Raw genomic sequence first — 17031 nt, forward strand, 5'->3', positions numbered from 1 at the left:
GTCGTCGCCCCAGCGGGCCTCGCTCAGCCCCACCAGGCGGTCGAGGTGGTCGACGACGCGCGACCCCGCCGCGTCCGACGACACGAGCGCGGCGTCGTAGGCCTCGACCTCGGCGCGGATCGTCGCGATCTCGCCGACGACGGCGTCGCGCGCGGCCTCGAGGTCGGCGAGGTCGTCGGGCGCGGTGGTCCAGGCCTCGTAGGTCTCGCGCAGCCCGTGCACGAAGGCCTTCTTGTCGGCCAGGCTGTCGTGGACGAGCGTGCAGACCTCGTCGAGCCCGCGGGAGCGCAGGCGGGCGTGGACGACGTCGAGCGCGGCGCGCTTCTGGCAGACGAAGAGGACCCGCTGGCCACGGGCGAGGTAGTCGGCGACGAGGTTGGTGATCGTCTGCGACTTGCCGGTCCCGGGCGGTCCCTGGATCACGAAGTTGTCCTCGGCGCGGGCCTGCGCGATCGCGACAAGCTGGGAGTCGTCGGCGGTGACGACGAGGTGGCGCTCGGCCGGCGGCACGGGGTCGGCGGCGGCCGGTGCCTCGCGCGGCTCCGTCGAGAACAGCTCGTCGAAGACGGGCTGCGGACGGGGGTCGGCCAGCAGGGCGTCGTAGTCGCGGACCAGGCTGAGGGTGCGGTAGTTGAAGTTGGCGAGGGTGACCGAGCAGAGGTCGACCTCCCACGCGTAGGGGTTGGCGTCGCCCTCGCGCTGGTGGTAGAGGTCGGTCTCGACCTCGGTCATCCGGTTGCGCGGCGACGGCGCGTCGCCGAGCTCGACGGCGAACGGCAGCGGCGCCCGCACCAGCCGGTCGTCGAAGATCTGCAGCCCGAGCGGCTGCCACGCCGGGTGCGTGTAGGAGTAGGCGTAGTGGCGACGGCCGATGCTCGGCCGCGAGCCGCTGCGCCGACGGCGGTAGGCCTGGACGGCGGTCTGGGCGCGAGAGCGGATGAGCTCGATCCGTGGCTTCTCGACCAGCGCCACGCTGACGCCGCGCTCGCTGGCCCGCGCCTGGCGCTCGACCTCGGCGCGCAGGGCGTCGACCGCGCCGGCGTCGCGCAGGTCGATCGTCGCCGGCAGCTCGAACCCGTAGCGCTCGCGGAGCTGGTGGCGCAGCACCGGGTTGACCTCGCCGACGTCGGGGTCGGTGAGCTCGAGACGGTAGGACTGCCGGACGCCGCGCTTCTTGGTGACCGACGCGGCCGCCAGGACGAGCGGCGAGACGGTCGCGGCGTCGGGGTCGTCGCGGACGTCGTACCAGCGCAGGAAGGCGACGACGACCCGCAGCTGGTCGCGGCCGAACTCGGCCCGGTCGCGACGGGCGGCGCCGACCACCGCGTCGAGCGCGGCCTCGGCGTAGGGCGCGTCGTCCCAGCGCACCAGGGACCCGAGGTCGACCGCCCTGCCGGCGACGAGCCGCTGCGACGCCGGGCCGCCCCAGGTGAAGAGCTGCTCGGCACGCACCGAGCGCACGTCGAGCACGAGCGGGACCGAGGCCTGCGTGAGGTTGAGGGTGCGGCCGGTCGGGCGGAAGTGGAGCAGCGGGTTGCGGCGGCTGAGGTCGAAGAGCCGGTCGCGGAGGTGCTCGAGGACGACGGTACGACGATCCGTCGGCGTGGCCGTGCCGGACAGGACGCGCTCGAGGTCGAGGTCCTCGGGCTGGTCGCGGTAGGTGCGCAGGCGGTCGACGAGGTCGGCGAGGTCCTGGGCGCGGCGGCGCCGGTCGGGCTCGACCATCGAGGTGACGACGGCGGCGACCACCGGGTGCAGCCCGCGCTCGAGCGCGAACAGGTTGTGGCGGTGGGCGGCCAGCAGCGCGAGCGACCCCTCGTCGGCGAGGTCGAGGCCGCAGAGCAGGGCGGCCAGCAGCTCGCCGAGGCTGCCGATGTCGGTGAGCTCGTCGTGGTGGCCGACGAGGTGCTCCCAGCGGCGCCAGCCGGGGACGAGGACGGCGCCGGGCCGCTCGCCGGGTCGCTCTCCGGCGAGGTGGGGCACCGTCCCGGTCGTGCCGGTGGCGAGGTCGCGGACCCGGTCCTCGCCCCGGCGCACGTCGAGCCCGGACGACGCCACGTCGCGCTCGACCGCGGTGATCGCCGACCGGTTGCGGCGCGGGGGCGTGGCCGCGCCGGCGGCGAAGACGACCCGGTGGTCGTCGACGTGGAGGTGGGCGAGGCCCTGCAGCGGGGCGACCCGACCGACCTCGTGGACCGCGGCCACCTGCTCGAGCAGCGGCAGGACGAGCGCGAGCACGTCGTCGACCGGCAGCCCCTCGAGGTCGACGGCGCGGGCGACCAGGGCGGACATCGGCTCGGCCGTCACGTCAGCACTCCCATGGCCCGGGCGTCGGCGACCACGCGGGCCTTGTCGCGGTCGCCCAGCCCGAGCTCGCCGACCAGCAGCCGCACCAGGTCGGGCTGGAGGTGCTTGCGGCCCGCGACCGCGACGGCCGCTCTGAGCGCCTGGTGGGACGAGTCGGGGTCAGCGGTCGCGAGGTCGGCGAGCACCGCGCACAGGTAGCGGCGGGTGTCCGGGGGGAGGCCGCTGAGGTCGTCGTCGGAGAGCTCCGAGAGGGGCGAGGCGGCGGGCGGCGCGGTGACGCCGTAGCGGCCGGCGAGCTCGAGCGACTCCGGCGCCCGCAGGTGCTCGACGAGCACGGCCTGGCGGACGAGCTCGCGGGTGAGCGCGAGCAGGGCGTCCTGGCCGAGCAGGTCGAGGGCGGCCAGGTCGAGCGCCGGTCCGATGGCGCCGGCGACCTGCTCCTCCGCGAGCGCGAGGTCGTCGCCCGGGACGGCGTACCAGCGCTGGAGGGCCCAGGCGCGCATCACGTTCTCGGGGTGGGTCACCCCGCCGCTGGCGCCGTCGCCGGAGAAGTCGACCTCGGCCGCCTGGCGCAGGTAGGCCGCGGGGTCGACCTGCCGCATGCCGGTCGACACCTTGAGCAGCGCGCTGACGGCCGGCTCGACCGCGCCGGCGGCGACCACGGCGCCACGGTCGGCGTAGAGCTCGGTGGCGAGGCGGAAGCGACGTGCGGTCTCGAGGTACTCCCCCGGCGTGCGCGCGTCGAGCTCGGCCGCTTCGAGCAGCCGCGACGCCGCGAGGAACCGCCCGCCGTCGGCGCTCCACAGCACGTGGTGCGCCAGCTCGTGGCCGAGGATCGCGGTCAGCTCGGTGGCGTCGAGCAGGTCGAGCAGCCGCCCGGTCACCAGCACGACCACCCGGTCGGGGGCGAAGAACAGCTCGGCGTTGTCGTGGCCGGGGTCCTCGGTGACGTAGAGCTCCGCCGGCGCCGCCACCCCCAGCGCCCCCGCCGCCCGCGCCAGCGCCTCGTGCGGGGCGGGGTGGCTGGCGGGGTCGAGCCGGTAGGTCGAGCGCAGCAGGAACGCGTCGAGCTCGGGCCCGCCCGTCGGCCCCGGGCTCATCGCGGCGAACGCCTGCGGGTTCTCCCGCTCGAGGATCGCCGTCACGGCCTCGTGGTAGGGCAGCGGTCGCAGGGTCACGCCTCGAGGTTAGGCGGCGGGTCCCGCGGCGTGGAGTTTTGTCGCGGGAGGTGGAGATTCACCGCTGTAGCGGAGGTTCTCCTCGACGGCGACCTTCTCGTAGGAATCTCCCCCTTCTGCGACGAAGCTTCAGCGCAGAAGGAGGAGATTCACCGCTGAAGCGGAGATTTTCCACCACGTCCCGGAGGCGACGACACATCCACCAGGAAGAACGGCAGCAGCAGCTGCGTGACCGGGCCGATGGCGAGCGCGTAGAGGACGGTGCCGAGCCCGAGCACCCCGCCGAGGGCGAGGCCGACCAGCACCACCGCGACCTCGAGGCCGGTGCGGACGAGGCCGATCGGCTGGCCGGTACGCCGGGCGAGGCCGGTCATCAGCCCGTCGCGCGGACCACGCCCGAGCTGGGCGCCGATGTAGAGCGCCGAGGCCGCGCCGCAGAGCAGGACCCCGACGACCATCAGGCCGATGCGGGCCGTCATCCCGGAGGGAGCGTCGAGCAGGGCGAGGGTTCCGTCGGCGGCGAAGCCGACGACGAGGGCGTTGGCGATCGTGCCGATGCCCGGCATCTCGCGCAGCGGGATCCACAGCAGCAGCACCACGAAGCTCATCACCACGACGGCCTGGCCGAGGGTCATCGGCACGTGTCGGATCAGCCCGGAGTGGAGGACGTCCCACGGCGCGAGGCCGAGGTCGCCGCGCACCATCATCGCCAGCGAGACGCCGTAGAGGACGAGCCCGACGAACAGCCGCACCAGCCGCTCGACGAGCCGGCCGGCGCGCAGCTGCGCGACGGGGCCGAGGTCGACGAGGGCGGGCTGGTGGATCGTGGTCACGGGACCACTGTGGACCCGATTGGCCTTCTCCTGAATAGCCAATCGTGGAAGAGTGGCCACCATGAGCCAGACCATCTCCGCGACGCGCGTGGCCACCCTCGTCGGCGCGTTCGACCGGTCCCCGGCCTACGCGGGGCTGGCCGAGGCTATGACCGAGCTCATCGGCGACGGCCGGATCGGGCTCGGCGTACGCCTCCCGAGCGAGCGCGACCTCACCGAGGTCCTCGACGTCTCCCGCACCACGGTGACCCGGGCCTACCAGCTGCTGCGCGACGGCGGGTACGCCGAGGCGCGGCGCGGGTCGGGCACCTTCACCCAGGTGCCCGGCGGCCGCTCCCGCGCCCACGACCGCGCCCTCGTGCCGGGCACCGGCGACGGGGACACCATCGACCTCAACTGCGCGGCCGCCTCGGCCCCGCCGGGCATCGCCGCGGCCTACGCGGCGGCGGTGACCGAGCTGCCGGCCTACCTCGGGGGGCACGGCTACTTCCCGGCCGGCCTGCCCGCGCTGCAGGCGGCGATCGCCGAGCGCTACGCGGCTCGCGGACTGCCCACCGACCCCGGCCAGGTCGTGGTGACCGCCGGCGCCCTGGCCGCCGCGGCGCTGGTCGCGCAGGCCTTCACGGGTCCGCGGGACCGGGTGCTCGTCGAGTCACCGGTCTATCCCAACGCCACGCAGGCGATCAGCAACAGCGGCGCCCGGCTCCGCGCCGTCCCGGTCGACCCCGGCGGCTGGGACCTCGACGCCGTCGGCGCGGCCCTCGACGAGGTGCGCCCGACGCTCGCCTACCTGATCCCCGATTTCCAGAACCCGACCGGCCACGTGATGTCCGAGGCCGACCGCGCGACCTACGCCCGCCACCTGCGCCGCACCGGAACGGTCGCCGTGGTCGACGAGGCCCACCAGAGCCTGGCGCTCGACGGGCAGGAGATGCCGCGACCGTTCGCGGCGTTCGACCCGCGCACGATCACGCTCGGCAGCGCCAGCAAGTCTCACTGGGGCGGTCTGCGCCTGGGCTGGATCCGCGCGCCGCACGAGCAGGTCGAGCGGCTCACCCGCGCCCGCCTCGGCCTCGACCTCGGGGCCCCCGTGATGGAGCAGCTGGTGCTGACCCGGCTGCTCGCCAACGACGACGTCGTCGAGCGCCACCGCGACCGGCTGCGCGAGCAGCGCGACGCCCTGCTCGCGGCGATCACCGCGCACCTGCCCGACTGGCGGTTCCGCCGTGCGGGCGGCGGGCTCGCCGCCTGGTGCGAGCTGCCCCTGGCCCGCGGCACCGCCCTGGCCACCGAGGCCGAGCGTCGTGGCGTCGTCGTCGCCCCGGGTCCCGCGTTCGCGGCCGAGGGCGGGCTCGACCGGTTCGTGCGCGTCCCCTGGAGCCGCCCCGCCCCCGAGCTCGAGGAGGCCGTACGCCGCCTCGCCGCCGCCTGGGGCGTCGTACGCGAGCAGGGCGCCGCCGGGCCGCGCCGCCCGGCCCGCGTCATGGTCGCCTGATCGACGTGGAGATTCTCCGCCTCGGCGGAGGATCTCCTGCTTCTGCTGCAAAACTTCGTCGAGGAACCGGGAGTTTCGTCCCAGAACGCCACGGTCGTGGAAATTCTCCGCTGCAGCGGTGAATCTCCACCTCCTGCACCGAATCTCCACCCACCCCGACAGACAGCAGGCTCAGACCAGGTCGATGGTGCGCGCGGAGTGCGCGCTCATGGCCGACTCGATGTCGGTGAGGACCTCGGCGGGGATGACCGAGTCGACGGACAGGGCGACCAGGGCCTCGCCGCCCTTGGCGTTGCGCGAGACCTGCATGCCGGCGATGTTGACGCCGGCGGCGCCGAGGATCTGGCCGACGGTGCCGACCATGCCCGGGCGGTCGTGGTAGGCGAAGAACGCCAGGTGGTCGGTGGGCTCGAGGTCGATGTCGTAGCCGTTGACCTCGACCAGCCGCTCGCGCTGGTTGATGCCGACGAGCGTGCCGCTGACCGAGACCTGCGAGCCGTCGGCGAGGGTGCCGCGGATGGTGATGAGGTTGCGGTGGTCGGGGCTCTCGGTCTCGGTGACCAGGCGTACGGCGGTGCCGCGCTCGGCGGCGAGCAGCGGGGCGTTGACGTAGGAGACGGCGTCCTCGATGACGTCGGTGAAGACACCCTTGAGGGCGGCGAGCTCGAGGACCTTGACGTCGTTCTCGGTGATCTCGCCGCGGACCTCGACGTCGATCTGCTGGGCGACCTCGCCGGCGACGCCGGTGAAGATCCGGCCGAGCTTCTCGGTGAGCGGGATGCCGGGGCGCACGTCCTCGGCGATCACGCCGCCCTGCACGTTGACCGCGTCGGGCACGAGCTCGCCGGACAGCGCCAGCCGCACCGAACGCGCGACCGAGATGCCCGCCTTCTCCTGCGCCTCCGCGGTCGAGGCCCCGAGGTGCGGGGTGGCGACGACGTTCTCGAGCTCGAAGAGCGGGCTGTCGGTGCACGGCTCGGTGGCGAAGACGTCGAGACCGGCCGCCGCGATCTGGCCGTTCTTGAGGGCGTCGTAGAGCGCGGCCTCGTCGACGATCCCGCCGCGCGCGGCGTTGACGAGCACCAGGCCGGGCTTGGCGACGGCGAGCTGGTCGGCGCCGATCAGGCCGATCGTCTCGGGCGTCCTGGGCAGGTGGACGCTCATGAAGTCGGACTCGGCCAGCAACGTGTCGAGGTCGACCAGCCGTACGCCGACCTGCGCGGCCCGGCCGGCCTGCACGTAGGGGTCGTAGGCGATGACGTTCATCCCGAACGCCGCGAGCCGCTGGGCGACGAGGACGCCGATGCGGCCCAGGCCGACGACGCCGACGGTCTTCTCGTAGAGCTCGATGCCGGTGTAGCGCGCACGCTTCCACTCGCCGTTGCGCAGGGCGGCGTGGGCCGGCGAGACGTGACGCGCGGCCGCGAGCATCAGGGCGACGGCGAGCTCGGCGGCCGACACGATGTTGGAGGTCGGCGCGTTGACGACCATCACGCCGGCCATGGTCGCGGCCCGGACGTCGACGTTGTCGAGACCGACGCCGGCACGCGCGACGACCCGGAGCCGCCTGGCCGCGGCCAGCGCCTCGGCGTCGACCTTGGTGGCCGAGCGGACGAGGATCGCGTCGACGTCGGCGATCGCGGCGAGCAGCACCTCACGGTCGACCCCGTCGCAGTGACGGACCTCGAAGTCGGGTCCGAGCGCCTCGACGGTGGCGGGGCTCAGCTCCTCGGCGATGAGCACGACAGCACGGTCGGCGGGAGAGATCACAGCGTTCCTCTGGGTCGGGATCAGGTGCACGTCGCTGTGCCGCTCGCCACGCTACACGGATGACGGGCAGGTAAACCGGTGGCCCACGCCGCCGTCACGGCGTACGGTCGGACCCGTCCTGACCCCGACGACAGGTGTGCGTCTTGAAGCTCTGAGGCCGTCCTCATCGACCTCGACCCTCTTCAGGGAGCTTCAGCGTGCCCGCACACGACCGTCCGTCCACCTCCGTCATCAGCCTGTCCGGCGTCACGTTCACGTGGCCCGACGGCACCCCCGCCCTGACCGGGCTCGACCTCCTGGTCCCGCCAGGCCGCTCGGCCCTCGTCGGCGTCAACGGCGCCGGCAAGACCACCGTGCTCCGTCTCGTCACCGGCGAGCTGACCCCGACGGCCGGCCACGTCACGACCGCCGGCCGGGTCGGCCACCTGCCGCAGGACCTCACCCTCGACGTCGACCGCACCGTCGTCGACTTCCTCGGCATCGACCGCGCCCTCGGGGCCCTCCGCGCCATCGAGGCCGGCTCGGTCGACCCGACCGACTGGGATGCCGTCGGCGACGACTGGGACGTCGAGGAGCGCGCCGTCGCGTCGCTCTCCCGCCTCGGCCTGCCCCACGACGTCCTGCACCGGCGCATCGGGGAGCTGTCCGGCGGCGAGGTCGTCCAGCTCGGCCTCGCACGGCTGGTCCTCGACCCGCCCGACGTCCTCCTCCTCGACGAGCCGACCAACAACCTCGACGCGGACGCGCGCGCCCGCCTCGTCGACCTCGTGTCGTCGTGGACCGGATCGCTGCTCGTGGTCAGCCACGACCGCGAGCTGCTCGAGCACGTCGACCGGGTCGGCGACCTGCGCGACGGCGCCGTGCGCTGGTACGGCGGCGGCTGGACCGCGTACGCCGAGCAGGTGGCCGCCGAGCAGGCCGCCGCCGAGCAGGCGGTCACCGCCGCCCGTTCCGACGTGCGCCGCCAGCGCGCCGACCGGCAGGAGGCCGAGCGACTGCTCGCGCAGCGCCGCCGCCAGGGGGTCCGCAACGCCGCGCGCACCAACATGGGCAAGGGCGCCCAGCACTTCTGGCAGAACCGCTCGGAGAGGAACGCCGCCTCCTACCGCCGCATCCACGACGACCGCCTCGAGTCCGCCCGGGACCGCCTGACCGAGGCCGAGTCGCGGCTGCGCGAGGACCGCGAGATCCGGGTCGACCTGCCTGCGACCGAGGTGCCCCGCGGCCGGGTCGTCCTGACGACGCGCGACCTCGTGCTGCGCACGGGCGCCCGGCTCGAGGACGGCGAGCTCGACGTGAGCGGGCCCGACCGGGTCGCCGTCGTCGGGCCCAACGGCAGCGGCAAGACCACGCTGCTCCGGACCGTCGCGGGGCTGCTCGCAGCGACCTCCGGCGAGGTGTCGGTGCGGGTGCCGGTGGGGCTGCTCCCCCAGCGCCTCGACGTGCTCGACGACGCCCTCAGCGTCTATGCCAACGTCCAGGCCGCCGCCCCCGACGTCGACCGCAACGAGGTGCGCGCCGCCCTGGCGCGCTTCCTGTTCCGGGGCGGGCGCGCCGACCGTCCGGCGAGCACGTTGTCGGGCGGCGAGCGCTTCCGGGCCTCGCTGGCGCGGGTGCTCCTGGCCGACCCCGCACCCCAGCTGCTGCTCCTCGACGAGCCGACCAACAACCTCGACCTGGCGTCGTACGACGCCCTGGTCTCGGCCCTCTCGGGCTATCGCGGCGCGCTGCTGGTCGCCAGCCACGACCCGGCGTTCCTCGACGACGTCGGCGTGACGCGCGTGGTCGGGCTGGGCGTGGTTGGCTAGGCCCGTGCGCGCGAGGATCACGGCCGGCGAGGTCACGGTGGAGGTGCGAGCGGTGCGCCTGTCCGACCGCCGGCTGGCGGCCGCAGTGCCTCCGGCGCTCGAGGAGCTGCTGGCCGCGGAGGGCTCGGTCGAGGTCGGCCTGGTGCTCCTCGACGGCGACGGCCGCCAGGGTGACTCCGGGGCGACCGCGACCGTCGTGCGCTCGGGCCGCGCCTGGACCGAGGCCCGTGGCCGGCTCCGCGAGCAGCGCGGCTGGGCCCGCCGGCTGGTCCGCTCGCCCGCCGAGGTCGTCGTGCTGACCCCCACCGGCTGAGAGCTGCACCGGAGGGATCAGGGGCGGCGCGGGGACAGCCTGGCGAGCGTGGCCTTGGCCTTGTTGCGCAGCTTGCCGCGCTCCTCCTGGGCCTCGGCGATGTCCTGGCTGAGCCAGACCATCCGCTCGACGCGACGGTGGAGCTCGAAGGTCTGGAACGGCTTGGTGATGTAGTCGTCGGCGCCGGCGTCGAGCCCGCGGTTGATGTCCTCGTAGAGCGAGTTGGCCGAGACGAGCAGGATCGGCAGGCCCTGGTGCTCCGGGTCGGCGCGCACCCGGGCGACGACCTCGGGGCCCTCGAGCCCGGGCATGGTCACGTCGAGCATCGCGAAGTCGATGCCGCCGGCCAGGCAGACCGCCAGCGCGTCGGTGCCGTTGCTCGCGAGGGTCACGGTGTGGCCCTGCTGCTCGAGGGCGATCTGCAGCACGAGCCGCATGTCGTCGTCGTCGTCGGCCACCAGGATCCGAGCCATGTGTGTGTCCCCCTCTGCACGACCCGTCCCGAGCCGCTCCACGGGCCAGGATGCCAGGTGAGGCCGACGCCGTCCGCACAACGGTCGATGCCGTGGCCCGGCCCGCCCGTCAGCCTCGTGACTTGACCCGCTCGAGGACCACCCGCACCAGCGGGACCAGCCCGAGCGAGATGCCGACCAGCGCGAAGAAGCCCTGGATCCCGTCCTGCGTGCTCTGCTCACCAGCCATGCCACCACCGTTCCGAAGGACGGGGCGTCGCGCATCGGCCGGAGGTCGCTCCCGAGCCGACCAAGGTCGGACCGCGGGTCAGCCGCGGTCAGGTGAAGAGCGCCTGGCCGACGTACTCGCCCTCGGCGATGCCGGGGGGCACGGCGAACAGCGCGGAGCCGGTGACCTTGAGGTACTCCATCAACGCGTCGGACTTGGCCATCGTGTTCTGGATCGGGATGAAGTGCGTGTCGGGGTCACGCACGTAGGCGATGAAGAACAGCCCGGCGTCGAGGGCCCCGAGCGGGGTGCTGCCGTCGACGAAGTTGTAGCCGCGGCGCAGCATCTGCGCGCCGCCGTGGACCGAGGGGTGGACCAGCCGCACGTGGGCGTCGACCGGGATGGTCGGCGACGTGCCGGTGACGGCGTCGAAGTCGGGCTCGTCGAACTCGGCGGTGCCGGTCAGCGGCGCGCCGGTGCCCTTGGTGCGGCCGACGAAGCCCTCCTGGTCGGCGAGCGGCTGGCGGTCCCACAGCTCGATGGTCATGTTGATGCGCCGCGCGCACAGGTAGGAGCCGCCGGCCAACCAGCCCGCGGCCGCGTCGTCGTCGGGGTGGACCCACAGATGGGTGTCGACGAGGTCCTCCTGCTCGGCCTTGAGGTTGGCGGTGCCGTCCTTGAAGCCGAAGAGGTTGCGCGGGGTGTCCTGGGTGGTGCTGGTCGACGACGTACGACCGAACCCGAGCTGCGACCACCGCACGGCCGCACGGCCGAACGCGATCCGCGCGAGGTTGCGGACGGCGTGGACCGCGACCTGCGGGTCGTCGGCGCAGGCCTGGATGCAGAGGTCTCCGTCGGAGATGGCCGGGTCGAGCACGTCGGCCGGGAAGTGCGGCAGCCGGCGCAGCGCGGCCGGCCGCCGGTCTGCGAGGCCGAGCTTGTCGAAGAACGTCGGGCCGAACCCGAAGGTGATCGTGAGCCGGGCCGGGGGCAGGCCGATCGCCTCGCCGGTGTCGTCGGGCGGCAGCAGCGGGTCACCCTCGACGGGCCCGACCTCGCCGGCGCCGTCGCCACGGGTCATCCGCTCGGCGGCCTCGGTCCAGTCCTGCAGCAGCGCGACGACGTCGTCGCGGTCGTCGGTGGTGAGGTCGAACGCCGCGAAGTGGAGACGGTCCTGCGCCGGGGTGACGATGCCGGCCTGGTGCTCGCCGCGGAAGGCGTACGACGACGCGAGGGCCGAGCTCGCGCCGGCCGCGCCGTCGGCGCTGGCCCGCCCCGCGGCGAAGGCCCCGGCCACCCCGGCGACGGCCACGCCACCCCCGAGGAGACCGCGACGGGAGATGCGCGAGGAGCTCACCCCCTGATCATCGCCGGGACCGTCGTCGGGGGTGCTCACCCCTCGATGATCCCTCGCGCGATCCCTCAGTCGGCGCACGGGAGGGTCAGACGACGGCCGCGGTCAGGCGCGACAGCGGCTCGGACAGCGCGTTGACCGCGTCGGAGAGGCCCTTGATCTCCTCGGGCGTCAGGTCGGTGTAGAGCTTGAACCCGTCACCCTCGCGCTGCGCGTCGAGCAGCACCTGCAGGGCGTCGAACTGGGTCGACAGCTCGTCGGCGAGGTCGGGGTCGTTCTTCTCCACGATGGGCTCGACACCCTCGAACGCCACGCGGGCGCCGTCGACGTTGGCCTGGAAGTCGTAGAGGTCGGTGTGCGACCAGAACTCCTCCTCACCGGTGACCTTGCCGGCCGCGACCTCCTCGAGCAGGCCGCGCGAGCCGTTGGCCAGCTGGTCGACGGTGTAGTCGAGGCCCTGGATCTGGTCGTCGAGCTCCTGGGTGTTGGCCAGCAGGTCGTCGGCGTAGGTCGCGCGCTGGGCGGGCGTCAGGGCCTTGTACTTGCCGGCGTCGGCGGGCCACAGGTCCTTCTCGAGTCGGTGCCAGCCGGTCCAGTCGGCGCCCTCCTCGACGTCGGCCTCGCGCAGGTCCATCTTGGGGTCGAGGTCGCCGAAGGACTCCGCGACGGTCTCGATGCGCTCCCAGTGGGTGCGGGCCACGGGATAGAGCGCGCGGGCCTCGTCGTCCTTGTCGCCGGCCTTGTAGAGCTCGACGAACTGCGTGGTCTTCTCGAGCAGCTGGGCGGACTGGTCGCGGACGTAGAGCTTGTAGCCGGCCAGGGCCTCGTCGACGAGCTCCTGGTCGGAGGCGCTGAGCTCCTTCTCGCCGTCCTCGGACTGGGTGACGGTGAAGGCGTTGCGGATGCCGTCGCCCTTCATGCCGGGCTTGCAGGCGGTGAAGTAGTCGCCGGCCGGGGCCTTGACGGTGAGCGAGCGCGAGACGCCGGGACCGATGTTCTCGACCTCGCCCAGGATGCGCAGCCCGTCCTCGGCCAGGAGGTAGAACTCGGTGACCTGCGAGCCGGTGTTGGTGACCTCGAACTTGAGGGCGCCGGAGGGGGCCTCGGCACCCGAGACCTCGCACGCGTCGTCGGTCGACGCGACGGTGAAGGCACGGTCGCCGCCGCCGTCGCTCGAGTCGTCGCCGGTGGAGTTGTCGGTGCAGGCGGCCAGCGCCGGGGTCGCCAGCAGCAGGCCGGCGGCGATCAGGGTCTTGCGCACGAGGTGGTCCTTCTGGGGTCGGGGTGGTGGGTCAGCGGGCCGTGGTCGACACGGGGACCTGGCCGGGGGTGACGCTCCGCCGGCGTACGCCGATCACGAAGAGCGTCATCACGGGGACGGCGTAGAGGAGCCAGGCGGCGGCCTCGAGCCAGGTGGTGGCCGGCGAGAAGTTGAAGACGCCCTTGAGCAGCGTGCCGAACCAGCTGTTGGGGTCGATGGTGTCGGAGACGTCGAAGGCGAGGTTGTCGAGGCCCGGCAGGACGTCGGCCTCCTGGAGGTCGTGGACCCCGTAGGCGAGCACGCCGGCGGCCACGATGATGAGGAAGCCGCCGGTGTAGGTGAAGAACTTCGTGAGGTTGATCTTGATCGCGCCCTTGTAGAGGGCGACGCCGATCGCGACGGCGGTGAGCAGGCCGAGCCCGGCGCCGACGAGGGGCTCCCAGGTCGGGGTCACCGAGCCGACGGCCTCGCGGGTGCCGGCCTGGGTCGCGGCCCAGAGGAACAGGGCGGTCTCGAGGCCCTCGCGCCCGACCGCGAGGACGGCCACGAGCACGAGCGACCAGCGCCCACCCTCGGCGGCCCGGTCGACCTGGCCGCGCAGCTCGCCGCTGAGCGCCCGCGCGGTGCGTGCCATCCAGAAGATCATCCAGGTCACGAACCCGACGGCGACGATCGAGAGACCGCCGCCGATCATCTCCTGGGCCTCGAACGTCAGTCCCCGGGGGCCGTAGGTGAGCGCCGCGCCGAAGGCCAGGCTGACCAGGACGGCGAGGCCGACGCCGGTCCAGATGCGGGGCAGCAGCTCGCGTCGCTCGGTCTTGACCAGGTAGGCGACGAGGATCGTGACCACGAGCGCGGCCTCGAGACCCTCGCGGAGCCCGATCAGGTAGTTGGCGAACACAAGCGCCGATCGTACGCCTGCGGGGAAGGTTCGCCTAACCTTCCCTGACCACCCCCTCGGGTGGTCGGCGTCAGGCCGACCAGATGCCGAGTCGCCGCCCCAGGGACTCGGCGAGGAGCGAGGCGTAGACCGCCGTCAGGTGGTTGGTGTCGATGTAGGGGATGACGTCGCCGACCACCGCCGCGCACTGGCCGCGCCAGCACAGCCAGGGCCGCGGGTCGACCGAGAGCACGCCGGCCGCGGCCGCCGCGCGGACCGCGACGTCGGTGTCGGCCTCGTGGTTCTTGTCCGGGCTGAAGAGGCAGTCGCCCAGGTCGGGGTCGCCGCGGGTGAGGCAGGTGCCGGGGGCGACCTCGGCGAGAGGCACGTCGCGGATCATCCGGACCGAGCCCGACCACGGCGCGAGCCGGTCGAAGGTCTTGGTCCAGGCCTGCTGCATGACGGCCGCGCGACCCGCGTCGTCGGGAGCGACCGGCTCGTCGCTGCCGTCGGGCCACACCACGCCCTGGGGCGCGGTGCTGGTCACGACGGTCACGTCGGGCCGCAGCCGCTCGACCTGGTCGAAGGCCCACTCGCGGAACGTCGAGCAGTCGTCCCACGGCTCGTCGGACTGCATCTGGCTGACGAGCACGTCGGCAGCCGTGCAGAGGGGCTTGACGAGGTAGTAGGTCCGGTAGCCCTCGCGCTGGGCGATCCGCTCGAACGCCGAGATCCACATCCGGGCGTGCGAGTCGCCGATGACCACGAGGGTGCGGTCGCCGTCGGGGTCGCCGCGCGGGCAGAGCTGCCGCGCGTCGGCCGGGCTGTAGTCGCACTGACCGACGCCGGCGATGCTGTCGACGAGGTCGAGCCGACCCGGGCGCAACCGGGCAGGGACCGGCCGACCGCGCTCGCCGGCGTAGACCGACGCCTGGACGAGGGCGACGACCGGGTCGGGGCTGACGTCGACCTCGGGGTCGTCGGTGACCTGCGACCCCTCGACGGTGAGGGCGGGGCCGTCGCCGTAGGTCGACGCCTGGTGCTCGGCCCAGGTCCAGCCCAGCCCGCAGGTCAGCGCGAGCAGGCAGACCGAGGCGGGGTAGAGCGCGAGCGCGCGGAACCGGGTCACGCGCACCGGGTTGCGGAACGGCTGCTCGACCCAGCGGTAGGTGAGCGCGGCCAGCGCCAGCGCGAGGAGGACGAGGTCGGCGCGCGCGATCGGCGAGACCGTGCCGTAGCGCGCTTCGAGCACGACCAGCAGCGGCCAGTGCCAGAGGTATAGGGAGAAGGACCAGTCGCCGATCGCGCGCAGCGGAGCGATGCCGAGGAGGCGCTGGGGCCAGGTCGGTCGGTCGGCCGCGTCGGTGCTGGTGGTGGTGCTCGCGGCGGGGCGGCGTACGCCGGCCAGCAGCACCATCGCGGTGGCCACGACCGGCACCGCCACGAACTCGGCGCGGGACTGGGTGGTCTTGTCGAAGGTCGTGACCGCGAGGGCGATGCCGACGAGCCCGGTGGTCGTGAGCAGCGCGCGGGCCCCGGGCCCGAGCGGCGCGGTGACACGGGCACCGACGAGGGCCGCGAGGGCGCCGACGCCGAGCTCCCAGGCGCGGGCCGGCGTGGAGAAGTAGGCGCTCACCGGCTCGGTGTGGGAGAGCTGGACGGCGTAGGAGAACGAGCCGGCGACGAGGGCCGTCAGGACGACGAGGAGCGGCCAGCGCGACACCCGTCCCCCGCGACGCCGGCCGAGGACGAACAGGCAGACGATCACCAGCAGCGGCCAGACGACGTAGAACTGCTCCTCGACCGAGAGCGACCAGTAGTGCTGCAGCGGCGACGTCACCAGGTCGCGCGCGAAGTAGTCGGTGCCGACCGACGAGAAGCGCACGTTGGCGGCGAACAGCGTCGCCCACGCGGCGTCCTCGACGGTGCTCAGCGCCTCGGCCGCGCCGAGCACGGCCGACGAGAACGCCACCGTCGCCACCAGGACGAACGTCGCGGCCGGCAGGATCCGGCGGGCCCGTCGGGCGTAGAAGTCGCGCAGCGAGAGCCGGCCGCTGCGGGCGGTCTCGGCCAGGAGCAGCTGGGTGATGAGGAACCCCGACACGACGAGGAACACGTCGACCCCGAGGAACCCGCCCTGCGCCCCCGGGAGCCCGTAGTGCGCCGCGATCACCGTCAGCACCGCGATCGCGCGCAGCCCCTGGATGTCGGATCGGCGGTCACGCCGCTCGTTCATCCCGCTCCCCACCACTGGCTGCTCCACACGTCCGGACCACGCTAACGACGCTGGCCGCGCCGTCCGGGGAACGCGTGCGGCGCGTCGTCGCGGCCCCGGCTCGACCCTGTCACACCAGCCCCAGCCACCCCACCGTTCCCACCTCTCGCTGGTGCGACCCCGAGCCGACCCCGAGGGCCGGACTCGGGTGAGGGCCGGGGTCGGGGTCAGCGGTGTCCCCGATGTGGCCGGGCGCGACGGGGCGCGAGGCTCCGGAGCATGATCAGAGTCGAGAACCTCACCCGGACCTACGGGTCCTTCACCGCCGTGGACGACGTCTCGTTCGTGGCCCGGTCGGGCCGCGTGACCGGCTTCCTGGGGCCCAACGGGGCCGGCAAGTCCACCACCATGCGGGTCCTCGTCGGGCTCACCCCGGCGACCTCGGGCACCGCCACCGTGGGCGGGCGGCGCTTCGTCGACCTGCCCAACCCAGGCCGCGAGGTCGGCGTGCTGCTGGACGCGTCGGCGCAGCACGCCGGGCGCACCGGCCGCGAGATCCTCACCATCGCGCAGCGGACGCTCGGGCTGCCGGCCGACCGGGTCGACGCGATGCTCGAGCGGGTCAGCCTCACGCCGGCCGAGGCCGAGCGCCGGGTCCGCCACTACTCGCTCGGCATGCGCCAGCGCCTCGGCATCGCCGTCGCCCTCATCGGCGACCCGGCCTCGCTGGTCCTCGACGAGCCGGCCAACGGCCTCGACCCCGCCGGCATCCGCTGGATGCGCGACCTGCTGCGCCGCTACGCCGACGCGGGCGGCACCGTGCTGCTGTCGTCGCACCTGCTGCACGAGGTCGAGGTCGTCGCCGACGACCTGGTGGTCATCGGCAACGGCCGGATCGTCGCCTCGGGCACCAAGGCCGAGCTGCTCGCCGGCTCC

At 73.7% G+C, this 17031-nt stretch carries 13 protein-coding genes; 4 read left to right on the plus strand and 9 right to left on the minus strand.

Annotation, left to right across the window (positions count from 1 at the left end; translation table 11 throughout):
• From Q7T52_RS05030 to Q7T52_RS05040, 3 genes are all read right to left on the minus strand, one after another.
• On the minus strand, nt 1-2307 hold a 2307-nt coding region (locus Q7T52_RS05030), incomplete at its 3' end, for a DUF4011 domain-containing protein (protein WP_304800004.1).
• Nucleotides 2304-3485, minus strand: coding sequence for a M48 family metalloprotease (locus Q7T52_RS05035; protein ID WP_304800006.1), 1182 nt, complete (start codon nt 3483-3485; stop codon nt 2304-2306). The genes Q7T52_RS05030 and Q7T52_RS05035, both read right to left, overlap by 4 nt.
• Before the next feature lie 149 nt (nt 3486-3634).
• Entirely contained in the window at nt 3635-4318 is a 684-nt protein-coding gene (locus tag Q7T52_RS05040; RefSeq protein ID WP_304800008.1) for a YitT family protein, read from the minus strand.
• Nucleotides 4319-4379: 61 nt separating this feature from the next.
• On the opposite strand from Q7T52_RS05040, the gene Q7T52_RS05045 reads away from it, so the two are divergent.
• Nucleotides 4380-5813, plus strand: coding sequence for a PLP-dependent aminotransferase family protein (locus Q7T52_RS05045; RefSeq protein ID WP_304800010.1), 1434 nt, complete (start codon nt 4380-4382; stop codon nt 5811-5813).
• Between the two features lie 171 nt (nt 5814-5984).
• Here Q7T52_RS05045 and serA read toward each other — a convergent pair whose 3' ends face one another.
• Nucleotides 5985-7556 carry a phosphoglycerate dehydrogenase gene (serA, locus tag Q7T52_RS05050; protein ID WP_304800012.1) on the minus strand — a complete coding sequence of 524 codons (1572 nt, stop codon included), beginning with the start codon at nt 7554-7556 and terminating at the stop codon, nt 5985-5987.
• A gap of 224 nt (nt 7557-7780) precedes the next feature.
• Between serA and Q7T52_RS05055 the strand changes: the two genes are divergently transcribed.
• Nucleotides 7781-9391, plus strand: coding sequence for an ABC-F family ATP-binding cassette domain-containing protein (locus Q7T52_RS05055; RefSeq protein WP_304800014.1), 1611 nt, complete (start codon nt 7781-7783; stop codon nt 9389-9391).
• 4 nt (nt 9392-9395) lie between these two features.
• On the plus strand, nt 9396-9704 hold the full coding sequence (locus Q7T52_RS05060) for a hypothetical protein (RefSeq protein WP_304800016.1): 309 nt from the start codon (nt 9396-9398) through the stop codon (nt 9702-9704).
• A gap of 17 nt (nt 9705-9721) precedes the next feature.
• On the opposite strand, the gene Q7T52_RS05065 is transcribed toward Q7T52_RS05060, so the two are convergent.
• The 5 genes from Q7T52_RS05065 to Q7T52_RS05085 all read right to left on the minus strand — a co-directional run bounded on the left by Q7T52_RS05065 (nt 9722) and on the right by Q7T52_RS05085 (nt 16116).
• The gene (locus Q7T52_RS05065) at nt 9722-10177 is read right to left on the minus strand and encodes a response regulator transcription factor (protein ID WP_304800017.1); all 456 of its coding nucleotides are present in this window, start codon (nt 10175-10177) and stop codon (nt 9722-9724) included.
• 317 nt (nt 10178-10494) lie between these two features.
• Complete coding sequence (gene efeB, locus Q7T52_RS05070) at nt 10495-11742, minus strand: iron uptake transporter deferrochelatase/peroxidase subunit (protein ID WP_304800019.1); 1248 nt, start codon at nt 11740-11742, stop codon at nt 10495-10497.
• 85 nt (nt 11743-11827) lie between these two features.
• Nucleotides 11828-13000, minus strand: a complete 1173-nt coding sequence (gene efeO / locus Q7T52_RS05075) for an iron uptake system protein EfeO (protein WP_304800021.1) — start codon at nt 12998-13000, stop codon at nt 11828-11830.
• Nucleotides 13001-13031: 31 nt separating this feature from the next.
• The gene (efeU, locus tag Q7T52_RS05080) at nt 13032-13901 is read right to left on the minus strand and encodes an iron uptake transporter permease EfeU (protein ID WP_304800023.1); all 870 of its coding nucleotides are present in this window, start codon (nt 13899-13901) and stop codon (nt 13032-13034) included.
• A gap of 70 nt (nt 13902-13971) precedes the next feature.
• Nucleotides 13972-16116 carry an acyltransferase family protein gene (locus tag Q7T52_RS05085; RefSeq protein ID WP_304800025.1) on the minus strand — a complete coding sequence of 715 codons (2145 nt, stop codon included), beginning with the start codon at nt 16114-16116 and terminating at the stop codon, nt 13972-13974.
• A gap of 258 nt (nt 16117-16374) precedes the next feature.
• Between Q7T52_RS05085 and Q7T52_RS05090 the strand changes: the two genes are divergently transcribed.
• Nucleotides 16375-17031, plus strand: a 657-nt coding sequence (locus tag Q7T52_RS05090) for an ABC transporter ATP-binding protein (RefSeq protein WP_304800027.1), incomplete at its 3' end; no start/stop codon positions are given.

The sequence above is a fragment of the Nocardioides sp. genome, from assembly GCF_030655615.1.
In the GTDB taxonomy this organism is placed as follows: Bacteria; Actinomycetota; Actinomycetes; order Propionibacteriales; family Nocardioidaceae; genus Nocardioides.

Bases quoted from the DNA above. Each gene is read 5' to 3' on its own strand.
- Q7T52_RS05045 (WP_304800010.1), top strand. From the start codon at position 4,380: ATGAGCCAGACCATCTCCGCGACGCGCGTGGCCACCCTCGTCGGCGCG.
- Q7T52_RS05065 (WP_304800017.1), bottom strand. From the start codon at position 10,177: ATGGCTCGGATCCTGGTGGCCGACGACGACGACGACATGCGGCTCGTG.
- Q7T52_RS05085 (WP_304800025.1), bottom strand. From the start codon at position 16,116: ATGAACGAGCGGCGTGACCGCCGATCCGACATCCAGGGGCTGCGCGCG.